General features: G+C 67.2%; 15 protein-coding genes. 8 read left to right on the top strand and 7 right to left on the bottom strand.

Translation table 11 applies throughout. The features are described from left to right. Positions 1–198: 198 nt before the first annotated feature. Complete coding sequence (locus QMG86_RS16270) at positions 199–1497, top strand: NtaA/DmoA family FMN-dependent monooxygenase (RefSeq protein WP_281880542.1); 1299 nt, start codon at positions 199–201, stop codon at positions 1495–1497. Positions 1498–1501: 4 nt separating this feature from the next. Next, the gene (locus QMG86_RS16265; RefSeq protein WP_281880541.1) at positions 1502–1903 is read left to right on the top strand and encodes a VOC family protein; all 402 of its coding nucleotides are present in this window, start codon (positions 1502–1504) and stop codon (positions 1901–1903) included. Here QMG86_RS16265 and QMG86_RS16260 read toward each other — a convergent pair. From QMG86_RS16260 to QMG86_RS16250, 3 genes are all read right to left on the bottom strand, one after another. Continuing rightward, positions 1893–2741 carry a hypothetical protein gene (locus QMG86_RS16260; RefSeq protein ID WP_281880540.1) on the bottom strand — a complete coding sequence of 283 codons (849 nt, stop codon included), beginning with the start codon at positions 2739–2741 and terminating at the stop codon, positions 1893–1895. The genes QMG86_RS16265 and QMG86_RS16260 overlap by 11 nt on opposite strands. A gap of 556 nt (positions 2742–3297) precedes the next feature. After that, on the bottom strand, positions 3298–4122 hold the full coding sequence (gene prcB / locus QMG86_RS16255; RefSeq protein WP_281880538.1) for a proteasome subunit beta: 825 nt from the start codon (positions 4120–4122) through the stop codon (positions 3298–3300). Positions 4123–4230: 108 nt separating this feature from the next. Beyond that, positions 4231–5550, bottom strand: coding sequence for a family 1 glycosylhydrolase (locus QMG86_RS16250; RefSeq protein ID WP_281880537.1), 1320 nt, complete (start codon positions 5548–5550; stop codon positions 4231–4233). Positions 5551–5735: 185 nt separating this feature from the next. On the opposite strand from QMG86_RS16250, the gene QMG86_RS16245 reads away from it, so the two are divergent. Next, entirely contained in the window at positions 5736–6827 is a 1092-nt protein-coding gene (locus tag QMG86_RS16245) for a hypothetical protein (RefSeq protein WP_281880536.1), read from the top strand. 44 nt (positions 6828–6871) lie between these two features. Here the strand turns inward: QMG86_RS16245 and QMG86_RS16240 are convergent, their stop codons facing one another. The 4 genes from QMG86_RS16240 to QMG86_RS16225 all read right to left on the bottom strand — a co-directional run bounded on the left by QMG86_RS16240 (position 6872) and on the right by QMG86_RS16225 (position 11060). Next, positions 6872–8110, bottom strand: a complete 1239-nt coding sequence (locus QMG86_RS16240; protein ID WP_281880534.1) for a lipase family alpha/beta hydrolase — start codon at positions 8108–8110, stop codon at positions 6872–6874. Positions 8111–8152: 42 nt separating this feature from the next. Next, positions 8153–9151 carry an SMP-30/gluconolactonase/LRE family protein gene (locus QMG86_RS16235; protein WP_281880532.1) on the bottom strand — a complete coding sequence of 333 codons (999 nt, stop codon included), beginning with the start codon at positions 9149–9151 and terminating at the stop codon, positions 8153–8155. A gap of 311 nt (positions 9152–9462) precedes the next feature. Further along, entirely contained in the window at positions 9463–10179 is a 717-nt protein-coding gene (locus tag QMG86_RS16230) for a metal-dependent hydrolase (protein WP_281880529.1), read from the bottom strand. Positions 10180–10535: 356 nt separating this feature from the next. Beyond that, positions 10536–11060: a P-loop nucleotide/nucleoside kinase family protein gene (locus tag QMG86_RS16225; RefSeq protein WP_281880526.1), complete on the bottom strand. Its 525-nt coding sequence runs from the start codon at positions 11058–11060 to the stop codon at positions 10536–10538. Positions 11061–11516: 456 nt separating this feature from the next. On the opposite strand from QMG86_RS16225, the gene QMG86_RS16220 reads away from it, so the two are divergent. From QMG86_RS16220 to QMG86_RS16200, 5 genes are all read left to right on the top strand, one after another. Further along, a complete protein-coding gene (locus tag QMG86_RS16220; RefSeq protein ID WP_281880525.1) occupies positions 11517–12455 on the top strand; it encodes a uroporphyrinogen decarboxylase/cobalamine-independent methonine synthase family protein in 939 nt (312 codons plus the stop codon). Positions 12456–12583: 128 nt separating this feature from the next. Next, the gene (locus QMG86_RS16215; protein WP_281880524.1) at positions 12584–13222 is read left to right on the top strand and encodes a histidine phosphatase family protein; all 639 of its coding nucleotides are present in this window, start codon (positions 12584–12586) and stop codon (positions 13220–13222) included. 458 nt (positions 13223–13680) lie between these two features. Then, entirely contained in the window at positions 13681–14265 is a 585-nt protein-coding gene (gene yczE, locus QMG86_RS16210; protein ID WP_281880987.1) for a membrane protein YczE, read from the top strand. 276 nt (positions 14266–14541) lie between these two features. Continuing rightward, positions 14542–15111 (top strand): GNAT family N-acetyltransferase, encoded by a 570-nt coding sequence (locus tag QMG86_RS16205; RefSeq protein WP_281880523.1) that lies wholly within the window; start codon positions 14542–14544, stop codon positions 15109–15111. 66 nt (positions 15112–15177) lie between these two features. Then, the gene (locus tag QMG86_RS16200) at positions 15178–17391 is read left to right on the top strand and encodes a molybdopterin oxidoreductase family protein (protein WP_281880522.1); all 2214 of its coding nucleotides are present in this window, start codon (positions 15178–15180) and stop codon (positions 17389–17391) included. The last annotated feature ends 234 nt before the right edge of the window (positions 17392–17625 follow it).

Below are 17625 nucleotides of genomic sequence, written 5' to 3'. Positions count from 1 at the left end.
GACCGTCACCCCGTCGTTCGAACACCCGGACACTGGTGGCTCGAGCAGATTTCGCACTCCAGCTCGGCAACCGCCGCCCATCCCGCCGTTCGGCAGCGGATCGGGCACACCCACCCGCATCGAATCCCGCTCGAGCAGAAAACATCTCGCTGATCGCAACCCGTTACCCCGCAGCCGCGCGCCAGTAGCGTCGCCGCAATGGGCAATGCTGGTGGACGACGGCGGCCGCTGAAAACCGTCACGGGAGTCAGCGGCGCGGTCAGCGTATACGCGGCGGCCATCGATCCGACCGCGACCACGGTCGCGTCATCGATCGAGGTCGCGAAGATCGCCGAACAACACGGATTCGACGCCCTCTTCGCGGCCGACCTGCTCAGTTTCGGCGCCCAAGGCGCGATCGGCGCGCAAGAACCGTTGATCTTCCTGTCCGCGCTGAGCGCCGTCACCTCGCACGTCGGGCTCATCGCGACGGTGACCACCACCTTCCACCATCCCTACAACCTCGCCCGGCTCTTCGGCACCCTCGACCACATCAGCAACGGCCGCGCCGCCTGGAACGCGGTGACCTCCTCGGTAGGGGAGGAGAACTACGGCGACCAGGACCTGCCCAGCCCCGAAGAACGCTACGCGCGCGCCACCGAATCCCTCGAGGTGGTCAACGCCCTGTTCGACAGCTGGCGGCCCGGCGCGCTGACCCCCGACGAGCACGGCGGCGCGATCCTGGACCCCACCCGTGTCCGGCCCATCGACCACGCGGGCCGGTACTTCACCGTGCGCGGACCGCTGAACATCCCGCCCCTACCGCAACGCAGGCCGGTCCAGTTCCAGGCCGGGCAGTCCGCGGGCGGCATCGAACTGGGCGCGCGCTTCGCAGAGGTGGTGTTCACCTCGCTACCCACCCTGGAAGACGCGGTGACCTACACCAAGCGCATCCGCGCCCGGGCGAGCGAACTCGGCCGCGCCCCCGGCCTGCCGTTGATCATGAGCTCGTTCCACGCCACCTACGGCGCCACCGAAGCCGAGGCCAGACGCCTGGCCCGGGAACAGGCGGAGGCGACCGACTTCGACGCCGGACGCGCCGCCCTCGCCGACATGCTCGGCGGCGGCGTCGACCTGTCCGGCCTGCCGCTGGACAAGCCTCTCCCGGAGCACCTGCTGCCCGACGTGGCGTCGGTGCACCGCAGGCGCGGCCGGGTGGAGATCTTCAGCAACTTCGCCCGAGCGGGAAAGACATTGCGCGAGCTGATCATCGCCGCCAAAGACACCGGACACTGGGCTGCGGCCGGAACCCCCGAACAACTCGCCGACGCCGTCGAAGAACGCTACCGGGCAGGCGTTCTCGACGTGATCTCCCTCGGCGGGCTCGCCGACGAACGCACCCGCGACTTCGTCGTCAACGGACTGCTGCCGGAACTGCGCCGCCGCGGCATCGTCGGATCCGACTACGTCGGCGCGACCTTCCGCGACAACCTCGAGCTTCCCCCGCTCCCGGAGTGACGCTGTGCGCATCCTGAAAACCTATGCACGAGTCTTCGTCACCGACCTCGACACCGCCCTGCCGATCTACGAACGGCTGGCCGGCGCGAAGGCGGATCTCCGTTTCGGCTTCGAGGACGCCGAGCTCGCCGCGGTCGGCGATTTCCTGCTCATCGCGGGCCGGGCGCAAGACGTCGAGCGGTACCGGACCACGGTCGGCCCGGTGATCGTCGACGATCTCGACGCCCTGCTGCGGACGGTGACCGAACACGGGGCGGAACTGATCGCCGGACCGCTCACCAGCGCCACCGGAACGTTCGTGTACGTGCGGCACGCCGACGGGGCGCAGCTGGAATACGTCCAGTGGTCACCCGAAACGCGGGCACGCGTACTGGGACCGGATCAGCCCGCAGCCGCTAGCGGGTGAGGACCGGCGTCGAGGTCTTCGACCGGTGCCCGGAGGTCGCGCGCCGCGGTGGTTCGGTGTTGCGCACCCAGGTGACATTGGCGACCAGATCGTCATCGAAGACCAACTCGTCCCACAGCAGCAGCCGCTCGGCCGCGTCCGGTTCAGGGGGCGCCGCCGGACGCGGCGGCTGGACAGCGGCTGGACGCGGCGCCTCGGCGACGGCCGGGCGGGGTGCCTCGGCGGCAGCCGGAGGTTGCGCCGGCTCGGCGGGCAGCGGCGTCACCAACCACGCGAGCGCCCGCATCGGGCTCGAACCGTAGCGCCGACTGCCCTGCGCGACGGCGGCCACCGCGGCGGAGCAGCTGAGCACACCGGCGATCAACGCGACAGGCGTCAGCCCGGCAGCGGCCATGCGCCGATCACCGTTATCCGAAGTGGCCGACGCGCCCTCGCCGAACAAGCGATGCATCAACCCCGCACCGAGACCTTCACCCGGATCGACCAGGATCCGCAATTCCGGCGCCCTGGCATTCAGGTACAGCAGCGCGACGAGCACCAGCATCGCCGCGGCCACACTGGAACCCATGATCACGTGAGCCAGCACGCGGGTACGCGACCGCGCCTGCGCCACCACCGCGAACACGGTGACCATCATCGCGGCCGCGGCCAGCAGACCCCAGGCTCCGCTGATGTTCACGTCACGGAATTTCGACACCGACCACTCGTCGAAACCGTGGGTGACCCCGGTGACCCGGCCGAACGCGTCGGCGCGAGCCTCACCACCCGAACCCGACGCCGACAGCCACGGCTGGAACAGCAACGCGAAGCCGGCCGCACTCGTGGCCGCAGCGAACAAGAATCCCCAATCCACACCCCGTGGTGGCCTCGCGCCGCGTGCCCTGCCTCCGGAGCCGCGGCTCCGGCCGTCTCGCGCTTCGCTTACCTGCCAAGGGGTTGGTTGTACCATTGCTCCAGTTTCGCCGGTGCCGCATGAATTCCCTGACGCTCAACGCAATAACAGTGGAATTGCCCGAAGATCGGAAATCGCGGCACATCAATGAGATGTAATTCGATCGGGCGTCATCGGCCATCGACGGAATTCACCGTAGCAGCGCGGCGGCAGCGGGCAAGCGTGATCGATCTCCCACACATCGCCGCAGCTCCCGGGGCCTACGAGCCGAGAGTGACCCAACCGGTGAGTAACTTTTCGTGCACGGCGTTGAACTCGGCGTTCGCGATTTCAGCGTCCGGCGCCGCACCCGGGCACCGCCCAATTGCTGTGACAGGCTTAACAAGTGCGCAGTGGGACTTCGGTCACAAACCCGCACCCCACGCGCTCGCCACGGCCGCGCAATCCGCTAACCCGCGGCCCCCCAGTGGATTTCCCCGGAAACCGCACGAAGCGGCTCTCCTCAACGCCCCTCCGCCGCCGCACGCGCGTCGGCGACCACACCGGCGATCTCCGCCAGACGCTCCGCCGCAACCTCCACCGCACCCTCGGCGTCCACCAGCACCGCGGTGGGATAGATCGCCCGCGCCAGATCCGGCCCACCCGTCGCGGTATCGTCGTCGGCCGCGTCGAACAACGCCTCCACCGCCAGCCGCAACGCCGCCTGCTCATCGATATCCCGGTGATACGTCTTCTTCAACGACGACTTCGCGAACACCGACCCCGAACCGACCGCGGTGTAACCGAAACGCTCCTCCCGCCGCCCACCCACCGCGTCATACGACACGATCCGGCCCGCCCGCTCCGGATCGGCGGCATCCACGTCATAACCGACCAGCACCGGAATCACCGCCATGTCCTGCAACGCCGCAGGCAGATTCGCGCGCACCATCGCCGACAACTTCGTGGCCTTGCCGTCGAACGTCAGCGACGCCCCCTCGATCTTCTCGTAATGCTCCAGCTCCACCGCGAACAACCGGATCATCTCCAGCGCCATACCCACCGTGCCCGCGAAACCGGCCGCCGAATACGTGTCGGTGACGAACACCTTCTGCATATCCCGCGTCGCCACCAGATGCGCCATCGTGCCCCGGCGATCACCCGCCACCAGCACACCACCCCGATAACTGATCGCCACGATCGTCGTACCGTGCGGCGCGAAATCGACCGCGCCGCCCGCATCGAAACCCATGGCCGGCAGCAACTGCGGCGCGTACCGGCGCAGGAACTCCGAGAAGGACGCCGCCGGATACTGCAAGCCGAGCGGCAGGTGACTATCGATGGTCATGAATCACCTTTCCGGGCGGAGCGTCACCACCCCCGAACGCGACACGTGCTCGCCGCCGACGTTACCGCAACACCACCACCACGCGGCGACAACCGGCATCACCCGCCACTAAGCCGGGTCGTCCCCGGCGCAGGTATCCACCGCGTCGATCTGCAGACAGGGAACCGGAGCCCGCGTCGGCCGATAAGACGGCGCCACGCCACCCGCACGGATCAGCCGGGCATACGCGTCGACCGCATCCGTCGCACGGCGCGTCAACGCCGGATCGGTCAGCACATCCACCGTGTAGAGCCCGAACCGCGGCGCATACGAACCCCACTCGTAATTGTCCGTCAGACTCCAGTAGTTGTAGCCGATCACGTTCATCCCATCGGCCTTCGCCCGCTGCAACCAATACACCGTGTCCCGCAGATGATCCGCACGCGTATAGCCATCCGGCCGCGCCTGCCCGTTCTCCGTCGGAATACCATTCTCCACCACATACAGCGGACGCCCCGGAAACTGGCGCGCGTAATGCCGCAACGCGTAGTAGATACCCTCCGGATGCACCGGCAACTCCCACATCGCAGGACCACCCTCCGCGCCGCCCTGCGCCGCCTCCCCGGTCTGCGGCAACGGAGCGAAGTAGTAATCCACCCCGATGAAATCCAGCTTCGCCGAGATCCGATCCACGATCGGCTGATTCACCTCCGTCTCCGCGCCCGCCACATAACCCAGATTGCTGGTCACCTGCGCACCCGGCCGATAACCATGGATGACGTCGTAGATCTCGTTGTGCGCCTGCGCGATCCGATCCACCATCACCGGAGCCTCCGCCACGCTGATCCCCCCGGTACGCAACTCGGTGCCGACATACGCCGCGGGCTCGTTGAACGTCACCCACAACGGATCACGCGCGGCATACCGCTGCACCACCTTGCGCATGTTCGCCAGCCAATCCTCGACCATGCCCGGATTGCGCCACCCACCACGGTCCGACGCCCACCCCGGATACACCCAATGATCCAAGGTCAGCATCGGCCGCATCCCCGCCGCCACGATCCGCGCGATCACCTTGTCGTAGAACCCGAACGCCGCCTCGTCCCACGCATGCGGCGCCGGCTGCAACCGCGCCCACTCGATCCCCACCCGATACACCCGCACACCCAGACGCGCCGCCAGATCGATATCGGAGCCAAAGCGGCGGGCGAAGTCCACCGAATCGAGATACGGATCCGCCGTCTCACCCGATGCGATGAAACGCGACCAGTTGCTGTCCGGCGCATCACCTTCCGACTGAAACCCCGACGACGCCACACCCCACAGAAAATCCGCATCGAACGCAGGCAGCTCCCGGCTCGGCTGAGCAGCGGAAACACCCGAAGCCATCAGCACAGCCGCAGCGGCCGACAACGCGGCGAACCCGCGCCGGTGAGTCCGTATACGCATCGCCGTAGCGTAGCTGTGAGATTGCTGACGGCTGCGAAGGAATCCGCGTGTCGCCGGTTGCGCCACCGTCACAATCCACGCCCCACCCCATCCACCCAGCGCGCCCCCGGGAAACGCCGCACAACCCCACACAAGCGAAGCAATTGACCGAGCGCAACCGCCGCCGATCGACCAGACTTGCCCAGGTGACCAGATACGCATTCGATGCCGACCGCGCCGCCCTCGTCGCCACCTGGGCGACCGGACGAGGCGACCTCGCCCAGACGGTGGCCACCCTGCCCCCGCAGGTGACCAGGGACCAGGCAACCGATCTGGCGTCGAACCTCACCACCCTCTCGCGATTCCAATGGCGCACCTACACCCACCCGGCCAGCGCCGCGGGCGACCCCGACGTCCCCAACAGCGAAGCATGGCGCCGCGCCGAGGAACGCCGCAACTTCAAAGAAGTCGAAACCGGCCTGCGCACCCCCCACCTGCCCACCGACGAAGGACTGCTCGTCTCCTACAGCGGCGTCGTCGAATCCGCCCACCGCATCGGACGCACCCTCCACGACATCGACGACGCCGCCCTGCTCGACACCGTCGCCGCCGAAGTCCGCACCGAACAAGAAGCCATCGAATCCGCCGAACGCGGCGACCTCTCCGGCCGCGCCCGCCAAGCCGTCGAACTGTCCCGCCCCGACGTATCCCCGGCCCAGGTCCACGCCGCCGACGCACTCCTGCGCGCCGACCCGCTCGGCAGCATCGAACTGTTCACCGAACTCGACCCCGCCTCCGCCTCCGTCGCCGCGGCACACTGGCTCTACGCCGCCGCCGAAGTCGCCGGAGAATCCGCGAACGTACCCACCACCGACGTCGTCGCCGAAGCCGACGACATCGAAGCCCTCCAAGTGGAAACCCCCACCCTCGTACTCGAACGACTCGCCGCCGGCGACACCCCCACCGAAGTCGTCCTCGACCTCATCGCCGAAGCGATGGCCGTGCACGAAGGCCGCGTCCCCGCGCCCTGGAGCCTCGTCGCCCGCGTCGCCGAAATCGAAACCCAAGCCCACCGATTCGGCGTCGACGCCGACACCCGCGAAGCAATGCTCACCGGCTTCCGCATCAGCCGCCTCGACCCCGCCCGCCCCGCCCTCGACCTCCTCGAAGACCTCCTCGACGGCATCCGCGGCTGCCTGCTGCTCTACGCCGCCCACACCGACCACGACGACCCCGAAGCCCACTTCGCCGAAGACGTACGCCTGGAAGCCGACGCCGACCCCGAAGACCTCCTCTGAACCCCGGGCGGGACACGGCCACGCCGGTCCCGCCCCCGAAGGGCTCACCCGGAGACTTCGGCAGCCTCCGACGTCAACCAGGTACCCAACGCGCGATACACCGCCTCGTCATTCAGCAACGTGAAATGATGCGCCGACGCCAGATGCATCCCCTTCTCTACGTCGAACCCGACGCGACGAGTCCGAGCACGACCCGAACCACTCGGAGTGAGAACCAGCCCATCACCGAGCACACGCCCCAGCGGATGCCGCGGACTGCGAGTGACGGTAGCGGTGACGAAATAGTGGTCCGCGCCCACCAACAGCGGAACCTCGCGCACCACCCGGCGACGCAGAGCGTCAGCGTCCAGACCACGCCAATCCTCGTCCACCAGAGAGCCGTCACGAAGATCCCGGATCCCCGCGCTACGCCGACGCAACAAACGCCCGAACGGACGAGTCTCGGGAAACCGCACCAACGCCGCCGACGCGAAATGCACCACCTGCTCCAGCGGCGCACCCATATGAGGCGAACCCAGGCACACCACCTGCCGCACCAGCCGCACCCACGGCAATCCGGCCTCACTCGCCACGAAGCACGCACCCCGCGCGACCAGCCCGCCCATCGAATGACCCACCAGCGACACCCGCTCGATCGGCACCGGCCACCGCTCGACCAAACACCGCATCAGCTCGCTGAGCTGCGCCGCGTTCTCCGAGATATGCAGCCCGGAGTTGTACCGGACCTGCAGCGCCGTACAACCGATATCGCCCTCCAGCCGCTCGGCATAAGTCGGCCCACCGCCCAGACGCCACGCGTGCTCGCTCTCCACCAACCCGTGCAGGAAGACCACGACATGCGCGCTGGGCCGCTGAACGCGCGCACCGACCAGCTCGGCTCGCACGGGCGCGCCATCGATCCGGAACGTCATCGGAGCGGCCAGAATCGGTCGCGTCTGCTCGAGATCGTCACCGATCAGACCCTGCAGCGCGGCGAGCAACCCCGAACCGTACACCGTGCGTGACGGCGCTTCGCCGGGCAGATCCGCCGTCCGCTCGGCGACCATGCCCGCCACCACCGCCGATCCGCTGACCACACGGTAGACGCTCTCGGCGATCGCATCGTGCATCAGCTCGACCGGCGCCGCCGCCGGTCCCACACCCCACCGCACCGCGGCGAACACCCGGTGCGCGATCGCCCGGTGCACGGCCGCGATCCCATCCACCGCTCCGCCCAGTTCGTCACCGGCCAGCCGGGCCAGCGCCCTCACCTCCGCTTGCCGTTGGCGTGCGCTCTCTGTCATAGCCTCAGTGTACAAGTGTGCACTGAAAGTGGTCGCGAAACCCTATGGCACGCGCGAGACAGCCACCGCCCGCTCTGTGAGGCTGCCGAGATACAACACGCCGTCCTGTTCGACCACACCGGTCACCATCGAATAATCGGTGCCTTCCACCTGCAGGTCGTGCACGACCTCGCCCGCGAAATCGACCGCCATCACCCACACCGTCCGCGCCGGTTTCGGCTGCACCCAACTGGGCAGCGTCCACACGATGCGCCGCAGCATGCCAGGCAGCGGAAGAAGCCGATCCAGCAAAGGATTCCGTGGCGACGGCAGCGTGATCCAGATCAGGCCGTCGCTGCCGAGGCCCAAGTTGTCCGGGAATCCGGGCAGATTCTCGATCAACCTCTCCCACGTGCCGGCCTTGGGGCCGGACAGCCAATAGCGCGTCAACCGATAGCCGCCGGTCTCCGCGACGACCACGCTGGAACGATCGGGCGCCAGCACCAGTCCGTTGGCGAACTGCAGATCGTCCATGAGCGTCCGCACTTCGCCCGCGGGATCCCGGCGGAACAGGCGGCCGGTGCCGGAGTGCTCCAGAATGTCGCCCATGTACTCGTCGAGGGAGTACCGGCGCGACGACGCCGAGAAGTAGATCGTGCCGTCGGCGTCCCGCACCACATTGCTGGCGAACCGCAGTGGCTCGCCATCGATCTCGTCCACCAGCACGGTCAGCGTTCCGTCGGTGTCCAACTCCAGCAGCCCACGCTCGACATCGCAGATCAGCACGCGCCCGTCGGCGTCGGCGTGCAGACCGAGCGGGCGACCGCCGGTGTTCGCGAGTTCGCGGACACCGCCGGTAGCCGGATCGATGCTGAGAATCGCGCCGTCCGCGATGCCTGCGATGATCCTGCCGTCGGGGGAGAGCACGACATCCTCGGGCCCCGCGCCGGGCAACTCGAGGCGCCGGACCGGGGGAAGGGGTGGCGTGCTGTGCTTTCGGCGCGCCCGAGCAGGGGAGGGCGGCGGCGTCCAGCGCTGCGGCTGCATGGTCGAGGCAAGCATGGCATCAGGGTAGCCGGGGGAGTGCGGAGTTCTCGGAAGAAACGGCTCGGGGTAGGGGGCCCCGCTGGGTGGAGATGATGGGTGACGAAAGCGATGAGTCGATGTAGTGAATAAGATGTCCTTACGTAGATATGCGCATCTCACTATGTGGCCAAAATCTGCAACCTCACTAACAAGCCACCACACCAATGCAGCAAGGAGGGGAGGGGGTCACCGCCAAGACCCGGCTACTGCCACCAGTGGCCCCACGCGCTGTGGCGCGGCGATCGCCGGGGCGGGGTAGGGGACGCCCCGGCGGCAGCGTCGAGTTGTCAGGGCTGGTGGGTGATGGTGTACCAAAGGATCGCCAGGGTGCCGAGCGTGAACAACGGTGCTACAAGGAAGGTTTCGACCTTGTTCCCGGTGCGATCGATGACCGGAAGGCTGACTCGAAGGCCGAACGGCCAGAACAGGCGGCAGCCGCGCTCGGTGAGGCAGTCGCCGAGGAGATGCGCGAGCGCACCCAACCCGACCGCGAACGGCAGCCAGACGGGCTTGTCGGCGATCCAATGCTCCATCGCGAAGGTGCCCGCGGAGGCGAGGACCACGATCGGCCCCCACGCCTTGAAGTTATTGCCGGACGGGCACAGGTGCAGGGCGCGCACGGCCAGGGCGAGAAGGAAGAAGACCAGGCTCAGGGTGAACCAGCGGCCGAGCCAATGCTCACCGGCCCACGTCCCATAGGCGACGGCCGCGACGAACGCCAAAGAGTGGGTGGCGCCGCGATGGCCGCCCGAGACCCATGAGATCACCTTGCATGCGGTGTGCGTGATCGGACCCAGGGCATGTGAGATCGTCCCGTCGGGATGGTCGGCGTCGGGCAGCAGTGCCGCCCCGGCGGTCAGGAAGACGCCCAGCAGCAGGTCGACGGTGCCCAGGTGCCCTGTCGCATCCTGGAGGGCGGGAAACGTCAAGATCGTGACCGGCAACGTCGCCGCTGCCGCCGACCAGGCCAGCGCGCCACTGGTCGCGTGTGAATGTCCAAGCACCGTTCGAACGTTAGTTCAGCTTGCTATCGGTTTGCGAATAACGTTGTCGCCCGGGGTAGTTGTGGATCTGCGGGTAGGGGAGGGCCAGCGGGGCCAGGCGGGTCGGAATCCGTGGCGTGGGCATAGAGATCGAACAGGACGAGTGCCGCGGTGTGGCCGAAGTCTTTGCGACCCTTATGTAACTGACCCCGGGGAAGAAAATATTAGGATACGTCCCTTTGCGTATATATGCATATAGCGCCTCTCCACCGCATACGAACTCCGCCCGATTATCTACCCAGACAAGCATGGAGGCCGGGGGCGGATCCGGCGCGGCTCCAGAAGATCAAGTAGATCGGCGGCAGATGACCCAGCCGTTAGAGGACGTCGCCGATGGTGACTGTGGCCGCGGCCATCACCCGGCGCGCGAGCTCGGGGTAGTCGACCGGGGTAGTGGTGTCGACGGTGACGACCGGAGCGAGTGCGAGGGGTTCGGCCAGTCGTGCCCACCGGTCCCAGTCCTGCGCCAGATGCGCGTCGTCCTGATACAGATCCGCGCGGGCGCGGCTGTGAAATCGCGCCAGAGCGACGTCGGACGGGACCGAGCACCAGACCTCCACGGCGCGGGTGGCGCCGGAGATCGCGATACCTTCGGCGGCGTACCGCATGTCACGAGGCTTGAACCACCAGGAGTCGACCACGACGACACCGGGTAACGCGGCGGCGAGCGCCCACACCGCTTCCATCGCGATGGCCCCGATGTTCGGCAAGACAGCGGTGCTGTCCAGCCCGGAACCCAGTGCCTCCTTGACGAGGTCTTTGCGAATCAGGTGGGCGCGTAGTTCTCGTGCCAGCGGGGGAGCCGACGTCGATTTTCCGGAGCCGGGTAGGCCGTTGACCATGATGAGTAATTCGCAGATGTGACGAAACCTCCAGAGCGGCCGGCGGTACCGGGTCGGCGATCCTCTCGACCGTCGTGTCGTGATTCTTGTTGCTCAACAGCGGGCTCGGCAAGGCCGCGAGCACGAGCCGGTGGCGGAGAGGACAGGACGAGGCGCGCCGAGAATCGGGCCAGTAAACAGATCGCTGACTGTTTCCCAAAGCTGGGGATCCGAGCGACGAGTTCCCACCTACGCTGCATCGCATAGCTCGGCTGATCGATTGCCCACGTTGGTCGGAATCTTGGGCAGAACGTGTGGCAAATACCTGGTTTCGATACCGGGCGGGCTGGACCAGCGGTAGGCCATGTGCAGGAGGTTGCGGTGGGTGAGGGTCGTGGAGTTCATTTGTGCGGCAGTGTTCCGCTGTCGGATGCGCGGACTGTCTTCTCCGAGGCGGCGATACGCGTCGGGAAGCATGTGAAACGCATTCCGGACGGCGAGACCGGGGTGCGGGACAACTGGGTGGTGTGGCAGCTGCCCAAGATGCAGGCACATCCCGACCTGGAAACCGTTCCTCCGCCGAGCCCGGAGTACGGGCCGAGCGAACGGGTGCAGCCCAAGCCCGGCGTAGACCCGGCGTCGATCGACTTCGGTCCGTTGGGGTACGCGGAGGCGGCGGTGGAATCCTGGCAGGTATTCCAGGAATTGCGGGCGGACGGCACGATCCCGGCGGGCATCCGGTTCCAGGTGAGCTTGCCGACGCCGATCGCGGTGATCGGGGCGTTCGTCGCGGGCCCGCAGGGGGAGTTGGAACGCAGATACGAAGCGCGTCTGCTCGACGAGCTGGACGCCATAGTCGCGGCGATACCGGCGGAAGACCTTGCTGTGCAATGGGATGCCGCGGTCGAGTTCGCCATCTTCGAGGGGATCTTCCCGTCTTGGTTCGGTTCTGACTATGCGACACAGCTCGCGGAAGTGGGGCAGCGCCTCGTCCGGTTGGGCGCCGCGGTGCCCGAACCGGTCGAGCTCGGTTATCACCTGTGCTACGGCGATTTCGGGCACCAGCACTTCGCCGAACCCGCTGACACCGGTCGGCTCGCGGCGGTCGCCGACCGGATTCTGGCCGGGCTGGACCGGTCGGTGAACTGGATTCACTTGCCGGTGCCGCGTTCGCGGACCGACGCAGACTATTTCAAGCCCCTTGCCGATCTCACCCTTCCGGCGGAGACGGATCTCTACCTCGGTTTGGTCCATGCCACGGACGGCCGTGCGGGCGCGCTTCAGCGCATCGAAGCGGCCCGTTCCGCGGTCGCCGACTTCGGCATCGCCACCGAGTGCGGCATGGGACGTCGGCCTGCGGAGCAGATTCCCGCGTTGCTCGATCTGCACGCGGAACTGGCCGACATGCTGGGTTGAGTTCCCAGACCGCGGCGCCGGGCCTGTTTTCGGGGTTGGGCCCGGCGCCGAGGCGCGGACTCGAGTCGCGCGACGGTAGGGTGACGCGGCGGGGACCAAGCAGATCTCTGTGGACTGGGGGGAGTGGGATGCAGGACCTCTACGTGGTGAGTCACCCGCATGCGGAGCACACCGAACATGATCTCGTCGGTGGGTGGTATGACTCGGTACTGACGGCGCGGGGTCGGCGCGACGCCTGTCTTGTCGCGGCCGAGTTGGTGCGCCGACGTGCCGGTGTGGTGCGGCCGGTGCGGGTCACGACGTCGGATCTGGCCCGTTGTGTAGAGACCGCGCGGCTTGTCGCGGCCGAGTTCGGTGTTCCGGTGACGGTGGACCAGCGGCTGCGGGAGATCAGTTTCGGGGAAGCGGGCGGTCGGCCGAACGCGTGGCTCGCCCAGCGGCAGGTTCCCGCACCGGATCATGATCGGCTCGATCATCGAGGGCCGATCCGTGGTGCGGAGACACGGCGTGAGGTCGCGACGCGGGTGGGCGCGTGTGTGCGTGAGTTGATGGCCGACACCGAGCACGACCATATCGTCGTCACGCACGGCTACGCGCTGACATTCGTGGTCACCACCTGGATGATGCTGCCGGTGGAGGCGGTCGGCTTCGTGTCGTTCGCGACCTCGCCCGGCGCGATCACCCACCTGCGGCACGACGACTACTGGCGCAATCGTGCGATGGTCAGTCTTGCCGACACATCTCACCTGGAGGCCGGGGAGGGCTGAGTTGCTTCCCGGAAGGGCGGGTGCGTCTCTAGTTGACATAATGTCGATTATCGGCGCGATTTCGGCGCGGGTCGGTGAGACGGCTTACTGCTGGTTTGCCATTGCTTCGCAGCCTGTTTCGCCGTGCGCCCGGGTCGGTCTCAGGTTCGGGCGGTCGAATGTCGTTGCCGCATTTGGCGGGACGCCCGGCGCGTTTGTCCGGTTGGTGAAAATTTTTCGGTGATTGTTGGCTTGCTTGGTGAATCTTGGGATTTCTCTATACTGATCTCCCCTGGCTTAGAATCTGATTGCATGAAAACGTCACAGTGACGAATTGCAGCCTGGGTTGCGGCTCTACTGTCCGGTCCAGTGATCGGTGATTGGCTCTGGTTGTGGTGGCCAGTTGCGGGCACGCTGGGGCGGTGCTGGTTCGTCGGTTGGTCGCGTTGTACGCGGGTTTGTGGTTGTACGGGTTTTCGATGGCGGTGATGGTGCGGGCTGGGCTCGGGCTGGATCCGTGGGATGTGTTCCATCAGGGCGTGGCGCGGCATGTGCCGCTCAGTTTTGGCGCGGTGACGGCGATTACCGGTGTCGTAGTGCTGTTGGTCTGGATTCCGTTGCGGCAGATGCCCGGCTTGGGCACGGTGAGCAATGTCGTGGTGATCGCCGTGTCGGTGGACGCGGGGCTGGCGTGGTTGCCGTCGTGGGATGCGCTCGCGGTGCGGGTCGGCGCGATGGGGGCCGCGGTCGTGCTGAACGCGGTGGCGAGTGTGTTGTACATTGGGGCGGGCATGGGCCCGGGTCCGCGGGATGGACTGATGACTGGACTGGTTCGGCGGACCGGTCGATCGGTGTGGATGGTTCGCACGGCGATCGAGCTGACAGTGTTGACGACGGGGTTCGTGCTCGGCGGCAGTGTCGGCATCGGAACGCTGGTGTACGCCTTCGGGATCGGCCCGCTGATCCACATGATGATTCCCGCGGTGAACCGATTCCTGCCGGGATTCGCGGCGCCGCAGCCGGCGCCTGTTGTCGATGCGGACGTGGAGGTCTCGACCGCGTAGCCGGGGCTCCCCTGCTCCCCCTCATCGCGTCGCTTATTGTCACTGTGACGCTTCTGGTTGCGGATCCGGAAGGGAGTGCTCCGAGCGAGGGTGCGCAGCACCCCCGATGTGCGAGACGCACTTTGCGACCGGCTCGCACGGGGCCGCTGGTAACCGGCAGCCTGAATTCGACCTCATCGCGGATCATTACAACGGTTGGTCGGATCGCCGAGGCATCGAAGACTGTGCCGATGAAATCGGTGACGGCGGGCGGCGTGTGCGGGTGACAATCCGGGTGTGTCCGCTCTGATGCCCGATGTGGTCGCCGCCGACGTGTTCGCAGCGGGGTCTCAACCCGTTCTGCGGAGTGAGGCGGTGTTGTTGCGGCCGTGGGTGAACGCCGATGCGGCGGTGATCCGGGCGGTCTATGAGGATCCGGAGATCCAACGCTGGCATGTGCGCGATGTCGTGTCCGAGGGCGAGGCGCTGGAGTTGATCGCGCGCTGGCGGGCGGGGTGGTGCAATGGTGACGGTCCGCAGTGGGCGGTCGTGGTCGGTGACGTGGTGGCGGCGCGGGTGGGGTTGCGGGGGATGTCGCCGCCGGATGGGTCGGCGGGGATCGCCTATTGGACAGCTCCGGGATGGCGGGGGCGTGGGGTGACGCCTGCGGCGGTGGAGGCGGTGACCCGGTGGGCTTTCGGGGTGGGTTTCCATCGGTTGGAGGTGTCGCATTCGGTGCGCAATCTGCCGTCGTGCCGTGCGGCGGTGAAGGCGGGGTTCGCGCCGGAGAGTGTCCGGCGCAGTGCGGGGTTGCACGCGGATGGTTGGCATGACATGCATCTGCATGCCCGCATCCGTCCAACATAGAGACCTGTACGGAATGAGCTGTCCCAGATAGCCTGTGGGAAGCGATCCGGCAGAAGGTGAAAATTGATGAGCGCTACCACCATTGCCCGCCAGTGCACCCTGTGTGAGGCGCACTGCGGAATCCTTGTCACGGTCTCCGGTGATCAGGTGACGCGGATCGAGGGCAATCCGCAGGACGTGCTGTCGAAGGGGTACATCTGCCCGAAGGCGACGGCGATGGGCGGGTTGCACCACGATCCGGATCGGTTGCGTACGCCGGTGCGGCGGGTGGGGTCGTCGTTCGAGCCGATCGGCTGGGATGAGGCGTTTCGCGAGATCGGGCAGCGGTTGCGGCAGGTGCGTCGGGAGCACGGGAACAGTGCGATCGGTATGTATCTGGGGAATCCGGCCGCGCACAGTTCGTCGGTGCTGTACGCGGCGCTGTTGCGTTCGGTGCTGTTGACGCGGAATTTCTTCTCGGCTTCCTCGATCGATCAGTTCCCGCAGGAGTTCGTCGCGTGGCGGATGTTCGGCTCGAATGTGCTGATGCCGGTGACCGATATCGATCGGACCGATCGGCTGGTGATCCTGGGGGCGAATCCGGCGGTGTCGAACGGGTCGGTGACGACCATGCCGAATGCGAAGCAGCGGATTCGGGACGTGCGGCGGCGTGGTGGGAAGGTCGTGGTGATCGATCCGCGGCGGACCGAGACGGCGCGGCTGGCCGATCAGCATGTCGCGGTGGCGCCGGGTGGGGATGTGTATCTGCTGCTGGCGATGTTGCATGTGCTGGTCGCCGAGGACTTGTGTGACGAGAGGGCTGTTGGCGCGTCGACTACGGGCTGGGAGCGGTTGCGGGCGTTGGTGGCCGAGGCGTCGCCGGAGCAGATGGCGCAGTACGCGGGGGTGGACGCGGAGACGATTCGCGGGCTGGCCCGGGAGCACGCGGCGGCGCCCTCGGCGGTGCTGTACGCGCGGATCGGGGTGTGTCAGCAGGTGACCGGCACGTTGACGCATTGGCTGGTGAACACGATCAACGCGGTGACGGGCAACTTGGATCGGGCGGGTGGTCAGATGTTCGCGACGCCGCCGATCGATGCGCCGCGGTATGCGAAGTATCTGCCGGTGGGGTACGGGGCGTGGACCGACAGTTCCGGAACCTACAAGTCGTTCCGTTCGGAGTTGCCGGTGGCGGCGTTGGCGGAGGAGATGCTGACCGACGGGCCGGGCCGGATCCGCGCGATGATCACGTATGCGGGTAATCCGGTGTTGTCCACGCCGCAGCGCGGCCGGTTGGGTGCGGCGCTGGACGGGCTGGATTTCTATGTGGCCGTGGACATGTACGTCACGGAGACGACGCGGCACGCGGACATCATCCTGCCGCCGATCTCGCCGTTGGAGCGCGAGGACGTCAACATCCTGTTCCCGGTGTTCAGTGTGCGCAACAATCTGCGTTTCGACGCGCGGGTGTTCGAGCCGCCTGCCGATGGGCTGGAGGATTGGCAGATCATGGCGCGGCTGGTCACCGAGGTGGTGCCGTTGCCGGCGCGCCGGTTGACCGGGCGGGTGCTGAACGCGTTGTTCGATCGGGTCAGTCCCGTGCGGATCGCGGCGCTCGGGGTGGCGGCGGGGCCGTATGGGGTGTTGCGGCGGGGCCGTAAGGGTTTGACCGTGGGTAAGGCGCGTGCGGCGGTGGGCGGCATCGATCTGGGGCCGTTGCGGCCGAGGTTGCGGTCGTTGCTGGGGACGAAGGATCGGAAGGTGCATGTGGCGCCGGAGGATTTCGTGGCGGCGGCCCGTGCGGTTCTTGCGGACGCGCGGCGGGGTAAGGCGGTGACCGCGCCTGTGGACGGGTACGACTTGAAGTTGATCGGTCGTCGTCATCTGCGCAGTAACAATTCGTGGCTGCACAATGTGCCGTCGATGGTGAAGGGGCGGGATCGGTGCACGGCGTTGATGCATCCGCAGGATGCGGCGGCGCGTGGGTTGCGTGACGGTGAATCGGTGACGGTGCGTTCCCGGACCGGTTCGATCGTGGTGCCGTTGGAGGTCAGCGACGATATCCGGGCCGGGACGGTGGCGATTCCGCATGGGTGGGGGCATCAGGAGCCGGGTGTCGGGTGGACGGTGGCGGCGTCGCTGCCCGGGGCGAATGTGAATCTGCTGCATGATCCGGCGTTGACGGACACGTTCTCGGGGACGGCGGCGGTGAACAACACGTGGGTGACGGTGACGCGTGCGGCTGCCGGCGACGACGAGGGCGCCGGGGTGAGCGAGAAGGTGTCCGCGGTGACCGTCTGAGGCGGTGCGGGTGATGCCGTGTTGCGCCGGCTGCCGGTGCCGCGTGTGCGCGGTGATCGGGTAGCCGACGTGGGGTGCGCTGCTACTGTGCTGTTCCCCTCCCCTGGCGTGCGCCGTGTGCGGGTTGCAGGCGGATGCCGTGTTGTGCGATCGGGCGTACCCGACATCCGTTCTCGGGGTGCCCGGGTAGAGGACGGCGCGCGATCAGATCTCGTCGGTGGTGCGGGCAGGTGG

It is taken from the genome of Nocardia sputorum (assembly GCF_027924405.1).
GTDB lineage: Bacteria > Actinomycetota > Actinomycetes > Mycobacteriales > Mycobacteriaceae > Nocardia > Nocardia sputorum.
This window is presented reverse-complemented; position numbering and strand designations above follow the sequence as displayed.